This window comes from Pseudoxanthomonas sp. JBR18, assembly GCF_028198165.1.
Classification (GTDB): Bacteria; Pseudomonadota; Gammaproteobacteria; order Xanthomonadales; family Xanthomonadaceae; genus Pseudoxanthomonas_A.
Window position 1 is genome coordinate 3,790,648 of the sequence record NZ_CP116339.1, and the last position, 15,675, is coordinate 3,806,322.

General features: G+C 67.3%; 11 protein-coding genes. 2 read left to right on the top strand and 9 right to left on the bottom strand.

All coding sequences use genetic code 11. The features are described 5' to 3' along the window. Window position 1: 1 nt before the first annotated feature. The 8 genes from dgoD to PJ250_RS17250 all read right to left on the bottom strand — a co-directional run bounded on the left by dgoD (window position 2) and on the right by PJ250_RS17250 (window position 10,374). Window positions 2-1,150, bottom strand: coding sequence for a galactonate dehydratase (gene dgoD / locus PJ250_RS17215; protein WP_271645818.1), 1,149 nt, complete (start codon window positions 1,148-1,150; stop codon window positions 2-4). Beyond that, window positions 1,147-1,785, bottom strand: coding sequence for a 2-dehydro-3-deoxy-6-phosphogalactonate aldolase (locus PJ250_RS17220; protein WP_271645819.1), 639 nt, complete (start codon window positions 1,783-1,785; stop codon window positions 1,147-1,149). The genes dgoD and PJ250_RS17220 overlap by 4 nt, the downstream gene beginning before the upstream one ends. Before the next feature lie 16 nt (window positions 1,786-1,801). After that, complete coding sequence (locus tag PJ250_RS17225; protein WP_271645820.1) at window positions 1,802-2,512, bottom strand: FadR/GntR family transcriptional regulator; 711 nt, start codon at window positions 2,510-2,512, stop codon at window positions 1,802-1,804. Between the two features lie 102 nt (window positions 2,513-2,614). Further along, window positions 2,615-4,186: an exo-alpha-sialidase gene (locus PJ250_RS17230; RefSeq protein ID WP_271645821.1), complete on the bottom strand. Its 1,572-nt coding sequence runs from the start codon at window positions 4,184-4,186 to the stop codon at window positions 2,615-2,617. Continuing rightward, a complete protein-coding gene (locus PJ250_RS17235) occupies window positions 4,183-6,945 on the bottom strand; it encodes a TonB-dependent receptor (protein ID WP_271645822.1) in 2,763 nt (920 codons plus the stop codon). Before PJ250_RS17235 ends, PJ250_RS17230 begins: the two co-directional genes overlap by 4 nt. Window positions 6,946-7,191: 246 nt before the next feature. After that, window positions 7,192-8,343 carry an aldose epimerase family protein gene (locus tag PJ250_RS17240; RefSeq protein ID WP_271645823.1) on the bottom strand — a complete coding sequence of 384 codons (1,152 nt, stop codon included), beginning with the start codon at window positions 8,341-8,343 and terminating at the stop codon, window positions 7,192-7,194. 95 nt (window positions 8,344-8,438) lie between these two features. Next, window positions 8,439-9,362: a 2-dehydro-3-deoxygalactonokinase gene (locus PJ250_RS17245; protein ID WP_271645824.1), complete on the bottom strand. Its 924-nt coding sequence runs from the start codon at window positions 9,360-9,362 to the stop codon at window positions 8,439-8,441. Between the two features lie 28 nt (window positions 9,363-9,390). Then, a complete protein-coding gene (locus PJ250_RS17250; RefSeq protein ID WP_271645825.1) occupies window positions 9,391-10,374 on the bottom strand; it encodes a glycoside hydrolase family 43 protein in 984 nt (327 codons plus the stop codon). A gap of 408 nt (window positions 10,375-10,782) precedes the next feature. Between PJ250_RS17250 and PJ250_RS17255 the strand changes: the two genes are divergently transcribed. Together PJ250_RS17255 and PJ250_RS17260 are read left to right on the top strand one after the other, a co-directional pair. Next, entirely contained in the window at window positions 10,783-11,982 is a 1,200-nt protein-coding gene (locus PJ250_RS17255; RefSeq protein WP_271645826.1) for a cellulase family glycosylhydrolase, read from the top strand. A gap of 81 nt (window positions 11,983-12,063) precedes the next feature. Then, window positions 12,064-14,892 carry a TonB-dependent receptor gene (locus tag PJ250_RS17260; protein WP_271645828.1) on the top strand — a complete coding sequence of 943 codons (2,829 nt, stop codon included), beginning with the start codon at window positions 12,064-12,066 and terminating at the stop codon, window positions 14,890-14,892. Between the two features lie 130 nt (window positions 14,893-15,022). On the opposite strand, the gene PJ250_RS17265 is transcribed toward PJ250_RS17260, so the two are convergent. Then, entirely contained in the window at window positions 15,023-15,652 is a 630-nt protein-coding gene (locus tag PJ250_RS17265) for a histidine phosphatase family protein (RefSeq protein WP_271645829.1), read from the bottom strand. Between the last annotated feature and the right edge of the window lie 23 nt (window positions 15,653-15,675).

Consider the following 15,675-nt stretch of genomic DNA (forward strand, 5'->3'; position numbering starts at 1 on the left):
CTCACCACTCGGCCACGCTGCCATCGGCATGCCGCCAGATGGGGTTACGCCATCGGTGGCCCTCGGCGACGCGTTCGTCCACATAGGCCTGGTTGATCTCGATGCCCAGGCCCGGGCCGCCGGGGATGGCGACATAACCGTCCTGGTAGGCGAACGGCGAACGGTCCACCAGGTAATCCAGCAGATCGTTGGAGGCGTTGTAATGGATCCCCAGGCTTTGTTCCTGGATGAAGGCGTTGTAGCAGACCGCGTCGATCTGCAGGTTGGCCGCCAGCGCGATGGGCCCGAGCGGGCAATGCAGGGCGAGCGCCACGTCGAAGGCTTCGGCCATCGCGGCGATCTTGCACGTCTCGGTGATGCCGCCGGCATGCGAGGGATCGGGCTGGATGATGTCCACGCCGCCGGTGGTGAGGACGCGCTTGAAGTCGTAGCGCGAATACAGGCGCTCGCCCAGCGCGATCGGGGCAGGGGAGAGCGCGGCCAATTCTGGGATCGCCTCCAGGTGATCGGAGAGCACCGGCTCTTCGATGAACATCAGGTCGAAGGGCGCCAGCTCGCGCATGAGCACCTTGGCCATCGGCTTGTGCACGCGGCCATGGAAGTCCACGGCCAGGCCGATGTCCTTGCCGACCGCATCGCGCACGGCCTGCACGTTTTCCAGCACGCGGGTGACCTTGTCGTGGGAATCGACGAACTGCACCTCCTCGGTGGCGTTCATCTTGACCGCGCTGAAACCGCGCTCCACCGCCGCGGTGGCCGCGCGCGCGGTGTCGGCTGGGCGATCGCCCCCGATCCACGAGTACACACGCATGCGCTGGCGCACCGGGCCGCCCAGCAGCGCGTGCACCGGCTGGCCCAGGGCTTTGCCGTGGATGTCCCACAGGGCCTGGTCGATGCCCGCCAGGGCACTCATCAGGATCGGGCCGCCGCGATAGAAACCGCCGCGGTACAGCACCTGCCAGTGGTCCTCGATGTGGCGCGGGTCCTTGCCGATCAGGTAATCGGAAAGTTCATCGACGGCCGCGGCGACGGTCTGCGCGCGGCCCTCGACGACCGGTTCGCCCCAGCCGCTGATGCCGGCATCGGTATCGATGCGGACGAACAGCCAGCGCGGCGGAACCAGAAAGGTGGTGATGGCAGTGATTTTCATGGGGTGGGGGCCCTGTGGGTCGTTTTGTTCCAGGCGTCGATGAACGTGCGGGCACGCGCGCCGACCTCGGCGGCTGGCGTGCCCGGCTTGTACAGCGCCGAGCCGATGCCGAAACCACGGGCTCCGGCGGCGAGGTAATCGGCCATGTTGTCCGGGGTGATGCCGCCGACCGGCAGCAGGGCGGTGCCCTTGGGCAGCACGCTCAGCCAAGCCTTGAGCACGGCAGGAGGGAGCTGTTCGGCGGGGAAGAGCTTGAGCGCGTCGGCGCCCGCGGCCAGCGTGGCGAAGGCCTCGGTCATGGTTGCCACGCCGGGGGCGCAGACCATGCCGGCGGCCTTGGCTTCGGCCACGACCGCCGTGTCGCCATGCGGCATGACGATGAGCCGGCCGCCAACGCGGGCGATGTCATGGACCTGGGCTGGGGTGGTCACTGTGCCGGCACCGACCAGACAGCGATCACCGAAGGCCTCGGCCAGCAGGCCGATGCTCTCCAATGGGTCGGGCGAATTGAGCGGGACTTCCAGGGTGCGGAAGCCGGCATCGACCAGTGCGGTGCCGACGCCGATCGCGTCCTGCGGCGTCAGCCCCCGCAGGATCGCAACCAGTGGAAGAGGTTGCAGCCATGCGGTGCTCATGCGGACTCCGTCAGGTTTAAGTGGCTTTGCTGCGCGAACGGCGCCGGATGTTGGCGCGTGAATCGACGATCATCCCGGCCATGGCTTCGCGCGCCGATTCCGGGCGCTTGAGCCGGATCGCGTCGTAGACGGCGAAGTGGCGCGGCAGCGAATACTTGAAGTCGGCCGCCTTGCGCGCCGACAGCAAAAAGTAGGTGCCCAGCGCGGTCTCGATCACCGAGAACAACGAGCCCATCAGCTCGTTGTTGGAGGCATCCAGCACGGCCTCGTGGAACTGCAGGTCCGCCTTGGTCCAGGCGTCCTGGTCCACGGCCGCGTCCATCGCCTCGTAGGCCTGCTTGATGCGGGCCAGCTGCTCGGCGGTGCGCCGCTTGGCGGCCGCCGCAGCGGCCGCCGGCTCGATGATCGCGCGCATCTCGACCAGCTTCTCCACGAAGTCCTCGGTGGGCATCGAGGCGCAGCGCCATCCCAGGATGTCGGCGTCCAGCTGGTTCCAGTAGCGCGGGTCGCGCACCCGGGTGCCGGTCTTCTGCTTGGTCTCGATCAGGCCCTTGGAGCCGAGCACCTTGAGCGCCTCGCGTAACGCCGAGCGGCTGACCGCCATGCGCTGGGCCAGCGCCTCCTCGCGCGGCAGCAGCTCGCCAGGCTTGATCTCGCCGCTGATGATGAGCCGGCCGATCTCCTGGATCACCTGGTCGTGCAGGTTGCGCACCGCGATCTGTCTCACTGGAAATCCTCTGTCCAGACGCACGAGATGGCGCCGCTGACAGTATTATCCGACAAAATCTAGAACGCACGCGCGCGATCTCTGCCTGGGACGGTGTTCCGGTCATGGCGTCAGTCCCAGGATGTCCAGATGGTCATAATCCAGCGGGCGCTCCGGGTTGCTCAGCACCAGCGTGTTGGCGCCGCGCTGCAGCGGGACCGTCCAGCTCGCGAGCTGCCAGCCCTTGCCGTCCGGTGCTGGCGAAGCGTCTGGCGTCGCCAGCGCTCCATTGACCTGCAGCACGGGGATGGCCGGAAAGCCGACGGCCTCATAGCGCACCTGTACGCGCTGCCTGCCCGCGGTCCCGACCTGCACCTTGAAGCGCAGGGCCGCATCGGCATTGCTGGATAGGCGCATCTTGCGCCCGGCCGAGGCGTCGTCGGTCTGGATCTGCGCGGCGTCGTGGCGCTCGGCGTCCTCGGCCTCGTAGCGGTGCAGCGCAAGCGTTGCACGGGCATAGAGGATCTCGTTGGCGTCCTCACGGTCCGGGGCTGTCGGCGTGGAGGATGAGGTCACATGCAGCAGGCGCCCGTCCGGCAAGGGCACCAGGGCCTGTGTCCAACCCGCATGGATGTTGCCGGTCTGCTTCTGCACCGGCGCGACCACTTCCCACCACGGCCCGCGGCCACCGGTGTCGTTGCGGTAGAACGTGCGCCCACCGGCATCGCCACCACCGCCGGCGCGCTGCGCCGCGACGATCAGGGTGCCCTGGTCGGTGGGGCCCGGCATCCACAGCACGGTCGGGCAGGCCGATGGCCATGCGCCCGAGACCGTCTGGATCGCCACGCCGTGGTCCTCGGGCGCCCCCCAGTCCAGGCCGTCGGTGCTGAACTTCATGTGCACCTGGCCGTTGTGGGGTGCCTGGGTGTTGTCGATGTTCTCGAACACCATGACGTAGCCGTGGCCCGGCACGTGCTCGACCACCGCCATGCCCGGGCGCTCGACGCCACCGGGGAAGGCCACGTCGAACACTTCCTCGCCCCAGGTCCGCCCGCCGTCGCTGGAGACCTTGTGGGCGAGCAGCTGGTTGTACCCTTGCGCCTTGTGGCGCTCGGTCGAGTAGTAGGCCACCAAGCGTCCATCGTCGAGCCGCACGATATCCGGCTCCCACACGCCCTGGTTGAGGCGGTCCGAGGGCTGGCCGTCGCCGTCGACGATACTGCTGCGGTAGTGCCAGCTGGCTCCGCCATCGGTGCTGGCATAGAGCTGCAGGTCCTGCGCGATCAGGTGCTCCCCGGCGTCGCGGCGGATGGCGTTGGCGGCCAGCAGCAGGGTGCCGGGCTTGAGGTCTCCGCTGGCGCCGGCCAGCTCGCTCAGGTGGGGTTGCCAGCGCAGGGTCCACTCGGCGGATTGCCCATGGGCCTGGTCGGTGACGTGGCCGACCTGCCGCCAGTGATCACCGGCGTCGCGGCTCTCGTACAGGGGCAGGCTTTCCGGACCAGCAGGTTCGAACACCAGCAACAGGCGACCGTTGTCGGTCGCCCGCGCCTGATGGGACAGGCGCACGGCCGAGGCATAGCCGACGCCGTCGGCCAGGTGCCGTGCCGCCACCGCGGTATCGGCGTCCGCCGCACTGGCGAGGCCGATCGGCAGCATCGGCGTCAACGCGGCCAGCAGGAGCAGGGCAGGCCTCACAGCTTGAACCTGATGCCCACGCCGTAGGTCTTGTCCTGGAAGCGGATGTCGCGCGGCCGCGTGGTGCCGTCCCCCCAGAACTGATGGAAGTCGTTGCCGAGCAGGTTGGTTGCCGACAACACCATGGTCACGTGCGGGTTGAAGTCGTAGCTGAAGGAGAAGTCCAGCGAGTTGGCCGGTTCCACGTAGTCCTCGTTGCCCGATACCGTGTCCTGGGTGAAGCCGTCGATGTATCGGCTGCGGTAGCCGTAGGCCAGGCGCGCGGAGATGCCGAAGTTCTCGTAGAAGAGCACCGCGTTGTAGTTGTTCTTCGAGACGTTCTGCAGCGGACGGGTGATGATCGGGCCACCCACCGAGGCCGGCGCCTTGGTCTCGCCTTCGATGTAGGTGTAGTTGAACTGCGCGCCCAGGCCGCTCCACGCGCCGGGCAGGAAGTCGAAGGTCTGCTGCCAGGCCGCTTCCACGCCCTGCAGGTAGCCGCTGCCGGCACTGAGCGGGATGGTCAGCTGGTACGGATCGCCGCCGATGGTAGTCGCGGTGGTGTAGGTCTGGATGTAGCCATCGATGTCGCGGCGGAACAGGCCAACGCTGGCATAGCCGACCTGCGAGAAATACCACTCCAGCGAGGCGTCGTAGTTCTTCGATTCGATCGGGGTCAGCTCGGGGTTGCCGCTGGCGGCCTGGCCCTCGCGATTGATGGTGCCCGGGTTGAGCGACAACGACGGGTTGAGCGAACCGAAGTCCGGATAGCTCAGCGTCTTGGCGGCGGCGAAGCGCAGCTGCCACGCCGGGCCGAAGTGGAAATTGGCGCTGACGTTGGGCAGCACGTTGAGATCGCTGGTGTTCTCGCTCAGGGGGCTGTAGGTCGCCGTGGCCGCGTCGTAGCTGAAGGCGTCCAGGTTGCGCCGGACCTTCTCGGCGCGCACGCCGACCAGGCCGTCGACGTGGACCGTCTCGCCCAGGTCAATGTCGTACCGGGCCTGAAGATAGCCGGCCAGCTTCTTTTCGCCGATATCGAAGTAGCGGCCCGGGTTCTCCGCGGCAATGCCATCGGGCAGGCCGTAAAGCTCGCGCAATGCGTCGGCGTTCTTGATCAGGTAGTCGTAGCAGGGGACCAGCCAGTCCTGCTTCATCGCCGCGTTGCTGCCCATCGTGCACATGAAGTCGCTTCCCAGGCGGGTGACCTGGTTGTCCAGGTTGGGATCTGCGGTCGAGCCCTGGCCGCCTGGCGGCGGGGTGGAGATCTGCGTGCTGCCACGCGCCAGCGCCTCTCGGTCGGCGTAACGCAAGCCGAACTGGATGGAGGCGATCGGGCCGTCGAGGAAATCGAAGTGCCCGTCGCCGTGCCAGGCGTTTTCCTCGCCGTAGGTGTAGCTCCAGGTCTGGAACAGGCCGGCCAGGTAGAAGTTCTGCGGGTTCAGCGCCGGATCGCCATCCAGATACCAGTTGACGTGGTTGCCACCAGTGCCGGCCCAGACGGTGCTGATCGGGCCCTGAAGATAGGTGTCGATGATGAAGTTGCGGTCTCGGTAATATCCGGACGTGCGCGAAATTTCGGTGGACAGGTGCAGTTGTTGGCCATCCCACTTGAAGCCAAGCGCGTTCTGGATGTCCTGGCCGCGCTGCTTGTGCGCCTGCATGCTGGTGGCCGCATAGCTGTCACCGTCCCAGGTGCCGCTGGCCGCGTCGCAGATGGTCTGGCCCTGGTAGTCACCCGCCAACTGGTTGGCATAGCAGTTGTCGGTCACCGACAGCGAGGTCGGCGGGATCACCCCGACCGGGAAGCTGAAGTAATACGCCTGCCCGTAGCGATCGCGCACGTAGTCGTACAGGCCTTCCAGGTAGACCTCGGTGTTGTCGCTGGGCTTCCACTGCAAGGCGTAGTTGAAAGCCCCGCGGCGGCGGTTGCCGTCGTTGTAGGCGGTGCCGAAGCCATTGGGCGCGGCGATCAGGTTGCCGTCGTCGGTGCGGATCGGGTTGGTCCCATCGGTGAGGACCTTGGGGTAGTCCGACCAGACCGCGTCATAGGCGTACTCCTTGGCCATGTAGCCGAAGTTCACCAGCGCGCCGATCTTGCCGATATCGGTATCCCAGGTGTTGCTCAGCAGCAGGCTGGCGTTGGGATCGTGCTTGCCACCGTAGTTGCTGTGGGTCAGGTCGTAGGTCGCGGCGACCTGCGGCCCTTCGAAGTCGAACGGCCGCCGCAGCTGGATGTCGACCAGGCCGGCGATGCCGCCCAGGGGCAGGGAGGCCTCGCTGGTCTTGTACACGCTGAGCGTCTTGACCGCGGTGGCGGGCAGGTTCTGGAACGCATAGCCGCGTCCGGAGCCGCTGAAGATCTCGCGGCCGTTGACCGTGCTGATGATGTTGGGCAGGCCGCGGATCACCACGCCGGTGGTCTCACCCTGACTGCCCTGGGCGATCTGCACGCCGGTCACGCGCTGCAACGCATCGGCGACCGAGTTGTCCGGCAGCTTGCCGATGTCCTCGGCCACGATCGAGTCGACGATCATGTCCGCGCCTTGCTTGAGGTTCTGCGCGGTCTGCAGGCTCTGCCGCAGCGCGGTCACCTTGACCGCATCCAGGTCGGTTGGTGACGGGGTGGTGCCGTCCTGCGCGTTCGGTTCGGCAGGCGCAGCCGTCTGCGGCGCATCCTGCGATTGGGCGGTGGTGGACTGCTGTGCGTGGGCCAGCGCCGGGAGCAGCAGGGCCGACAGGATGGATACCGACAACAGCGTGCGTGCAGGCCGTTGGGACATGAGGTCTTCTCCGGATGAAGTCTGTGGAACGCCGACGGCCTTGGGTCAGTGCAGGCACAAGTGCGGCGGTGGCGATGCGGGGGACGTGGTGCGATCAAGCGTGCGAAGCGTCTGGCGCGGGCAGGTCGCGCCGTGGATCCGTCCTTGCCAGTGCAGCAGCTCCAGGCATGCCTCCGGCTTCCGCACCGGCAGTGAGCCGGCACGTCGCGGGGAATCGGTGGGATGGACGTCCGAGGCAGCGCCGCGTCAGCGGCCCGCGGCGGCGTCCTTGTCGGTGGTGAAGCGGTAGACGATGCGGTTGACGTAGGTCTTGCCCGGATCCAGGCGCGCCGCGGCCGGGCCGAAGCTCGCTTGGTTGGGGGTATCGGGGAACAGCTGCGGCTCAAGCACGAAGGCATCGCCCTGGCGATACAGGTGGCCGGACTTGCCCACCGTGGTGCCATCCAGGAAGTTGCCGGAATAGAACTGCAGGCCCGGCTGGTCGGAGACCAGGGACATCACACGACCGCTCTTGGGATCATGGACCCGGGCAACCTCGCGTGGCTTGGCCGCGCGCGTCTTGCTGATGACCCAGTTGTGGTCATAGCCGCGGCCCAGCGCCAGCTGTGGTTCCTTGCCGGCGTCACGCACGTCGCGGCCAATCGGCTTGGGGCTGCGGAAGTCGAACACCGTGCCGGCCACCGGCGTGATTTCACCGGTTGGGATCAGCGTGGCATCGACCGGGGTGTAGGCATCGCCATGGATGGTCAGCTCCTGGTCCATCGCCGAGCCCGAGCCTTCGCCGGCCAGGTTCCAGTAGGTGTGGTTGCTGAGGTTGACGACGGTGGGCTTGTCGGTGGTAGCGCGGTACTCGATGGCCAGCGTGCCGTTGCCTTCCAGCGTGTAGGTCGCGGTGACCGTGAGCTTGCCGGGAAAGCCCTGGTCGCCGTCCGGGCTGACGTGGCGCAGGGTGGCGCGATCGGGCTTGGCCTCCACGACATCCCACACCACCTTGTCCAGGCCTTGCTTGCCGCCGTGCAGGCTGTTGGGACCGTCGTTGAGTGGCACCTGATAGGCATGCCCATCCAGCGTGAAGCGGCCCTTCGCCAGCCGGTTGGCAAAGCGACCCACGATCACGCCGAAGTACTGCGGATTATCCAGGGTCGCCTTGAGCGTGGCGTCGCCCAGCACCACGTCGCCGGGCTTGCCGTTGCGGTCGGGCACGTCCAGCGCATGCAGGGCCGCACCGAGCGTGCTGATCGTGGCCTGCATACCGTGGCCATCGTGCAGCGTGATCGTCTCGACCTTGGTGCCTTCCGGCGTGGTGCCGAGCACCGCGCGTTCCTGCGCATCCGCCGCGGCGGACGTGGCCAGCAAGCCGGCCGCGCACAGCATCGCCCCTCTCACGACATTCCCCATCGAACCATCCCTCCAGAAGTTGTGAGTCTACTAAACCATATTATCGGACAATTAAAACGCTGCACTGCAACAGCGCCATTGGCGGCTGCGCCCATTCATGCGGCCATGCATCGATCCAGTTCGACGAATCCCATCGCCACGGCGTCCTGCGAAGGCACGATGCTGGCGCTCTCGCCGAGTACCTCCAGCGCTGCGCGGTAGAGCGCACACACCGGTCCGGAGCCCACCAGCGGAATCGGACCGGCGTCGAAGCCACCGAACACCGACCGCGCATCGGCGATCTCTGCCCCGATCAGCAGTCCGCGCAGGTAGCTGCTGGCATCCTCGAGGGCCAAGCCCTGGCGGATGGCGCGGGCGCGCACGCCGAACAGCAGTGCGCCCAGTCCCAGGCCGCCGGACGCGCCTTCGCGCACCCCATCGGCGAAGGCCGCCCCAACCTGGCCGGGACCCCGCAGGATCGACGACAGCGCACCGCCGTTGGAGAGACGGTCATGCAACTCCCCGGACAGGGTGGTCATGAACTCCGCGATCCGTCCGTCCCGCACGCTGACCCACTTGGTGTGCGTCCCCGGCAGGGCCACCACTGGCGCCTGCCCAAGTCGACCGGCGGCCAACAGGCCAAAGAATTCGGTCTCCTCGCCGCGCATGATGTCCGGCGCGCCGTCGCGGGCACGGACGCAGGCCAGGCCGGGGACGATCTTCATGTCCAGCGTGCCGATGCGCACGTCGACCAGCCGCGCGGCCACTTGGGCCACGTCGGCCGGACACGGGACATAGCCCGCGTCGGTCCAGCCGATGTTGGAGCCGATCATGCCGGCGGCGTAGACATGCTCGACCTGCGGCCAGCGGGTGCGGACCTGATGGGCGAGCGCGGCCATTCCGTCGCGGTCCAGGGTCGCCACGCCGGCCGCGACTTCCAGCGCATCCTCGATGCCGGCATCGGGCGCGATCCGGTAGGCGCGGAAGTTGGTGCTGCCCCAGTTGATGCCGACAATGCTGTCGGTGCGGGTCTCGGTCATATGGTGGAATTCCGGTAGAAGGCGAGGATCACGGGCCCACCACCGGGCGGCCGTGGGTCCAGTCCAGAGGCAGGATGTAGAGCGCACGGTAGCGCGACCCGCCGGGTCCGGCCGGCCGCCAGCCGTGGAAGGCGATCCAGTCGCGCCCATGGGCGTGGAAGACGCTCTGGTGGCCCGGTCCGACCAGCGCCGGCGGCCCCGGTCGACTGGACAGGATGGGATTCTCCGGCGCGTCGTGGCATGGGCCGAGCGGTCCGTCACAGCGCGCATAGCCGGTGGCATAAGCACCGGAGCCATAGTCGTTGCCGGCGTAGAACAGATACAACTGGCCGGCGTGCAGGACGAACTGCGGCGCCTCGATGACATGGCCTTCCCATGGCGCATCGTTGGCGATGCCGGCCAATGCCTGCGGCTGTCCGGCCAGCGACAGTCCGTCGCCCGCCAAGCGCTGGACCAGGAAGCGGGTGGTCACCCCGCAGCAGTTGCCGTCTGTCTTGTAGATCAGCCACAGCCGCGCGTGTCCTGCGGCATCGGTGTCGCGATACGGGCTGGCATCGATGACGCCGTAGGTTCCGCCGCAGGTCAGCGGCTCAGGCTGCGGCACGAACGGCCCCTGCGGCGTGTCCGAGGTCGCAGCGCCCAGGCACAAGGTGAGGCCATCAGGGCGCTGCCGGGTGGCATGCCGAGCGGTGAAGTACAGGACATAGCGCGTGCCGATCCTCATGACTTCCGGTGCCCAGATATCCGGACGTCCGGCCCGCGCCCATGGGGGCGGGGAGGGCATCGCATCGACCGGTGCGGTCCAGTGCAGGCCATCTGCCGAGGTGGAGTGCGCGACGTGGATCGGCGCACCTCCAGGCCCGGCGCGGTTGGTCGCGTAGGCCGCCAGCGAACCGTCCTCCAGCGGAAGGATGAAAGGATCGGCAAAGCCGGTGTCGAGCACGGGCGTGACGGTCAGTGTCTGCATGCGCTGCGGCGGCGTGGCGCAGCCGCCCAGAAGCAGCGCGGCCAAGGTGATCGATGCCAGGCGGCGGCGCTTTTCGGCAAGAGTTGAAAAAATCATATTGTCGGATAATATGCGCGAACGCCGGCCTGTCAAAGGTCGGATCAGTTTGTCGGCATCAGCGCAACGCCTTGGGAGGGGACATGCGCGTCACGACCACCCTATCGGCGCCGTCCCGGCGTCGCATGTCCGCCAATGCTTCCGTGGCACGGCCTGCACCACGTGCGTGGTGCCCGCGCGGAATCCTACGTTGATGCCCGCCGGACTGCGGCACGGCACGCGTCCGCCCGCGTTGACGCCCCGCCGCGTCCGCGAATGGACATGCATCCCAGCGATCAGACACCCCATCCGCCTGCCTGCCGCCCATCCGGCGTACAGGCCGGCTCACCGCACCTGAAACCCAGACCGGAGCACCTCATGCCCTCACGCCCCCTTGCCGTCCTGCTCTTGAGCGCCGCTCTTGGCGCCGCCTGTGTCCTGCCGGCCGCCGCCCGTCCCGCGCCCGAGGGCGCCGCCGCGGTCGTCGACGCGCCTGGGCGCTGGAGCACCGAGCGCGCCAATGCCTGGTACCAGGCCCAGCCCTGGCTGGTGGGCAGCAACTACATCCCGGCCGATGCGATCAACCAGCTGGAGATGTTCCAGGCGGCGACCTTCGACCCGGCCCGCATCGACAAGGAGCTGGGCTGGGCACATGACCAGTTCGGCATGAACACCATGCGCGTCTACCTGCATGACCTGCTGTGGACGCAGGATCCCAAGGGCCTGATCAAGCGCCTGGACCAGTTCCTGACCATCGCCGACAAGCATGGCATCCGCCCGGTCTTCGTGCTGTTCGACAGCTGCTGGGATCCGGACCCGGTGCTGGGCCCGCAGCACCGGCCGATTCCCGGCGTGCACAACTCCGGCTGGGTGCAGAGCCCGGGGCGCCATGCGCTGGTCGACCCGGCCAACGACCCGCATTTCCGCAGCTATGTCCAGGGCGTGGTCGGTGCGTTCGCCAAGGACAAGCGCGTGCTGGCCTGGGACATCTGGAACGAGCCTGACAATCCCGGCGGCGGCAACTACATGGACAAGCAGTTGCCGGGCGAGCAGGAACGCATCGCCGAACTGCTGCCCAAGGCGTTCGCCTGGGCGCGCAGCCAGTCGCCCATCCAGCCGCTGACCAGCGGCGTGTGGATCGGCAAGGACTGGTCGCCCGGTGCACCGGACCTCAACGCGATCCAGCAGGCGCAGCTGTCCAACTCGGACGTGATCACCTTCCACAACTACGAGCAGCCGGAGAACTTCGAGGCGCGCATCGCGCAGCTGCGCCCGTACGGCCGCCCATTGATCTGCACCGAATGGATGGCGCGCGGTAGTGGCTCGGCCGTGGACACCATCCTGCCGATCGGCCATCGCGAACACGTCGGGATGATCAACTGGGGCCTGGTCGACGGCGCCATCCAGACCCGCTTCCCGTGGGACAGCTGGGAGCGGCCGTACACGATGAAGGAGCCGGTGCTCTGGTTCCACGACCTCATCCACGCCGACGGCACCCCGTATCGCGCCCGCGAAGCCCAGCTCTATCGCCAACTCGAGGCCGAGCAGGCCGCGACGGCACAAGCCGCGGCGCGCTAACTCGACGCAGCAGGCACCACCGAACACAGAAGGCCCCCACGCCCTCTCACGCGGCCACCAGGCCCCCTCCGGAGTTCCGGCATGAACGTACGTATTTCCCGCCCCGTCGCCACCGTGCTGGCCAGCGCTGTTGCGCTGGCCCTGATGAGTCCCGCCACCGCGCAGGAAACAAGCACGAGCGACCCGGCATCCGCCCCAGCGACTTCCACGGCCACCCCGCGCGAAGACACCTTACAGCCTGCCCAGGCCCAGGACGTCACGCCCGAGCAGGTGGACGCGCAGGAACTGGCTGCGGTGAAGGTGGTCGGCCTGCGCGCCAGCCTGCAGACCGCCCAATCGATCAAGCGCGATGCCACCCAGATCGTCGATTCGGTGGTCGCCGAAGACCTGGGCAAGCTGCCCGACGTCACCGCCTCGGCGTCCCTGGCGCGCGTGACCGGCGTGCAGGTGACCCGCGCGGCGGGCGAGGCCGCCGACGTCCAGGTGCGCGGCCTGCCCAACCTCACCACCACCTACAACGGGCGGGAGATCTTCACCGCCGAGAACCGCAGCGTGGCCCTGCAGGACTTCCCGGCCGGCGGCGTGGCGGGGCTGGATGTCTACAAGTCCAGCACCGCCGACCTGGTCGAACCCGGTATCGCGGGCCTGATCGACGTGCGCTCGCGCCGGCCATTCGACTTCGAGGGGCGCGAACTGTCCGGCTCGCTCAACTACGCCTATTTCGACCAGTCCGACAAGGGCGATGCCAACGGCAATTTTCTTTTCAGTGACCGCTGGGACACCGAAGTGGGCGAGATGGGCTTTTTGGTCAACGCGGCCTGGAATCGCCTGCGCTTCCTGGATTCGACCCGCGAGAACTCGCTGGTGATGGGCGTGGCCCAGCCCAGCCAGACCGACCAACCCGGCTTCCGTTTCCCCGACGGCATCGGCACCTTCTACGGGCAGGGCATGCGGACGCGCCCGTCGATCAACAGCGCCTTCCAGTGGAAGCCCAACGAAAGCTGGGAGCTCAATGCGGATTTCCTCTACCAGGGGTTCCGCAGCCACGACAACGACAGCTACATGTTCGTGCCGCTGTATACAGCCGAAACGCAGTTCTCCAACGTGGTCACCGTGCCGGGTGAATCGGGTCCACAGGCGCAGAGCCTGACCGCCACGGGAGGCCTGCGCCCGGAGGGATACCAGGCGTCGACCAACGCCAGCACCAACACCTACCAGATCGGGCTGGGCGCGGTGTACCACGAAGGCGGCGTGCGCTGGTCCACGGACCTGGCCGCGACCAATTCGAAGTACAAGCTCAAGCAGGCCAACATCGATTACGCCTTTGCGTATGCGCCGACCGTGGACGTCAACTACGCCGTGCCTGGCAGCGACGGCGGAGGCAGTTACGGCTTCCGAGATTTCGACCTGAGCAACCCTGAGAATTTCATCTTCCGCGGGCTTTACGACCGCAACTACGAAGCTTCGGGCAAGGATCTCCAGGCCCGGACCGATTTCGAGTTCGTCCCGCAGACCGGCATCATCAGCGCCTACCAGGCCGGCCTGCGCTTCACCAACCGCGACGCCGAGCGCAAGAGCGGCGATCGCTATGGCTATGTGGAGGGGGCGGGGCTCACCTATCTGGACCTGCCGGTCGACCTGTCGATGACCGGAGGTGGTTTCGAGGGCGACGACCACGCGCCGCCGACCCGCTGGATTTCGCCCACCCGGGACAGCATCCGCGACAACATCAATGCCCTGCGCGAACTCACCGACGCGTTGCTGCCGGCGGACAACCACGATTTCGACGCCATCGGCCTGCCGGCCTTCAATCCGCTCAATACCTTCAACGCCAACGAAAAGGCCACCACCGCATATGCCCAGGTCAAGTACGTCCTGGACACGACGATCCCGATCGACGGTGCGCTGGGCCTGCGGGCGGTCCACACCAAGACCCAGGTGGACGGCACCTCACGCGATGACCAGACCTCGACCTATTCCCCGATCAGCAGCAGCAACAGCTATACCGACTACCTGCCCAATGCCAGCATCCGCTTTCGCCTGACCGACAGCTTCCAGATCAGGGCGGCGGCGACCAAGACACGTACGCGCCCGAACTTCGACCAGCTCAATCCATCCACGATCGTCAACTCGCCGCAGGGCGCGTGCAACATCGATCCTGGCAGCGTGAACTGCTTCCGCACCGCTTCGAGCGGCAACCCCGGGCTGTCCCCGCTGGAGTCGGAGAACTACGACCTGTCCTTCGAGTATTACTTCTCACCGACCGGCTCGGCCACGCTGGCGTTGTTCCGCCGCGATGTGAAGGGGTTCATCTCCAATGTCACCACCGATGTGGCCGATGCCGAATACGGCACCCTGCGCCTGACCCATCCGGAGAACGGCGGCGAAGGCAAGCTGCAGGGCACCGAGTTCGCCTTCACCAGCTTCCTGGATTTCGACGCCTTGCCCGAATGGGCGCGTGCCTTTGGCGTCCAGGCCAACTACACCTATATCGACAACGGCGCCGAACAGGGCCCGACCGTGGCCGCTTCGATCCCCGGCAAGCCTCGCGTGCCCGGGGTATCGAAGAACTCTTACAACCTGGTCCTGATGTACGAAAAGCCCGAGTTCTCCGCGCGCCTGGCCTACAACTGGCGCTCCAAGTGGGTCCAGGAGTACTCCCAGGTCTACGACGTCGCCCTGGATGCCAACGGCCCGTTCATGCCGCTGGTGCAGGACGATCGCGGCGTCCTGGACATGTCGCTCAACTGGACCCCTGTCGAGTCGGTGACCTTTGCCTTCGATGTGTCCAACATTCTGGGCGATCCGATCACCAACTCGCGCACCTACAACGTGCAGGGCGACACCTATGCGCGCCAGGTCAAGTACCTGGAAACGGTGTATTCACTCGGGATGCGGGTGCGGTTCTGAAGAAAGCCTCCGCAAGGTGGGGCGCCTGGAATGGGCGCCCCGCAGGCGTTTCGCGGCTGGTGCGTGGCTTGTCGGCCGGTCAGCGGGACATCCCGGGCCACCGAATTGACCCCATGCCGGGTCGTGGCGCTCAGGCCAGTACAGGCGCCACGTTCCAGCGCTCGATCACCGGGGTCATCGCATGGCGCGCATCCAGCGCCAGCAGGCTGAGCGTCGCAGGCTCCAGCACCAGGTGGGCGCCGGCCGCGACCGGCAGGCCGAGCCAGCGTGTGGCCAAGACCCGGCCGAAGTGTCCGTGCGAAAACAGCGCGATATCGCCAGACAGCCCGCGCAGGCGCCGCACCAGACGGTCGGCCCGCTCGGTGACCGCCGCCGGGCTTTCGCCATTCGGGCAGCCATCGCGCCAGATGTCCCAGTCCGGTCGCTCGGCCCGGATCTCGATCGAGGTCCGGCCCTCGTCGTCGCCGTAGTCCCACTCGGCCAGGTCGGGCTCCACCTCGGCCTGCGCTTCCAGGCCGGCCAGCGCGCAGGTGCTGCGCGCACGCATGCGGGGGCTGGTCAGGACGGTGGAAAACGCGGTGGCGCCCAACAGCGGGACCAGGGCGCGTGCCATCTGCTCGCCCCGCGCGGTCAGGGGGATCTCGCTGCGGCCGGTGTGCCGACCTGTCCGCGACCATTCTGTTTCGCCATGCCGCATGAGGTGCAGGCGGGGAGGGTGGGCGATCGGCGGCGTGGCGGCGTCATGGTCGGGAACGGACATCGGAAAGCTCGACGGAATAGGGC

Excerpts from the sequence above, each read along its gene's own strand:
- PJ250_RS17255 (WP_271645826.1), top strand. The coding sequence starts at position 10,783 with ATGCCCTCACGCCCCCTTGCCGTCCTGCTCTTGAGCGCCGCTCTTGGC.
- PJ250_RS17240 (WP_271645823.1), bottom strand. The coding sequence starts at position 8,343 with ATGGGGAATGTCGTGAGAGGGGCGATGCTGTGCGCGGCCGGCTTGCTG.
- PJ250_RS17235 (WP_271645822.1), bottom strand. The coding sequence starts at position 6,945 with ATGTCCCAACGGCCTGCACGCACGCTGTTGTCGGTATCCATCCTGTCG.
- PJ250_RS17260 (WP_271645828.1), top strand. The coding sequence starts at position 12,064 with ATGAACGTACGTATTTCCCGCCCCGTCGCCACCGTGCTGGCCAGCGCT.
- PJ250_RS17245 (WP_271645824.1), bottom strand. The coding sequence starts at position 9,362 with ATGACCGAGACCCGCACCGACAGCATTGTCGGCATCAACTGGGGCAGC.
- dgoD (WP_271645818.1), bottom strand. The coding sequence starts at position 1,150 with ATGAAAATCACTGCCATCACCACCTTTCTGGTTCCGCCGCGCTGGCTG.
- PJ250_RS17220 (WP_271645819.1), bottom strand. The coding sequence starts at position 1,785 with ATGAGCACCGCATGGCTGCAACCTCTTCCACTGGTTGCGATCCTGCGG.
- PJ250_RS17265 (WP_271645829.1), bottom strand. The coding sequence starts at position 15,652 with ATGTCCGTTCCCGACCATGACGCCGCCACGCCGCCGATCGCCCACCCT.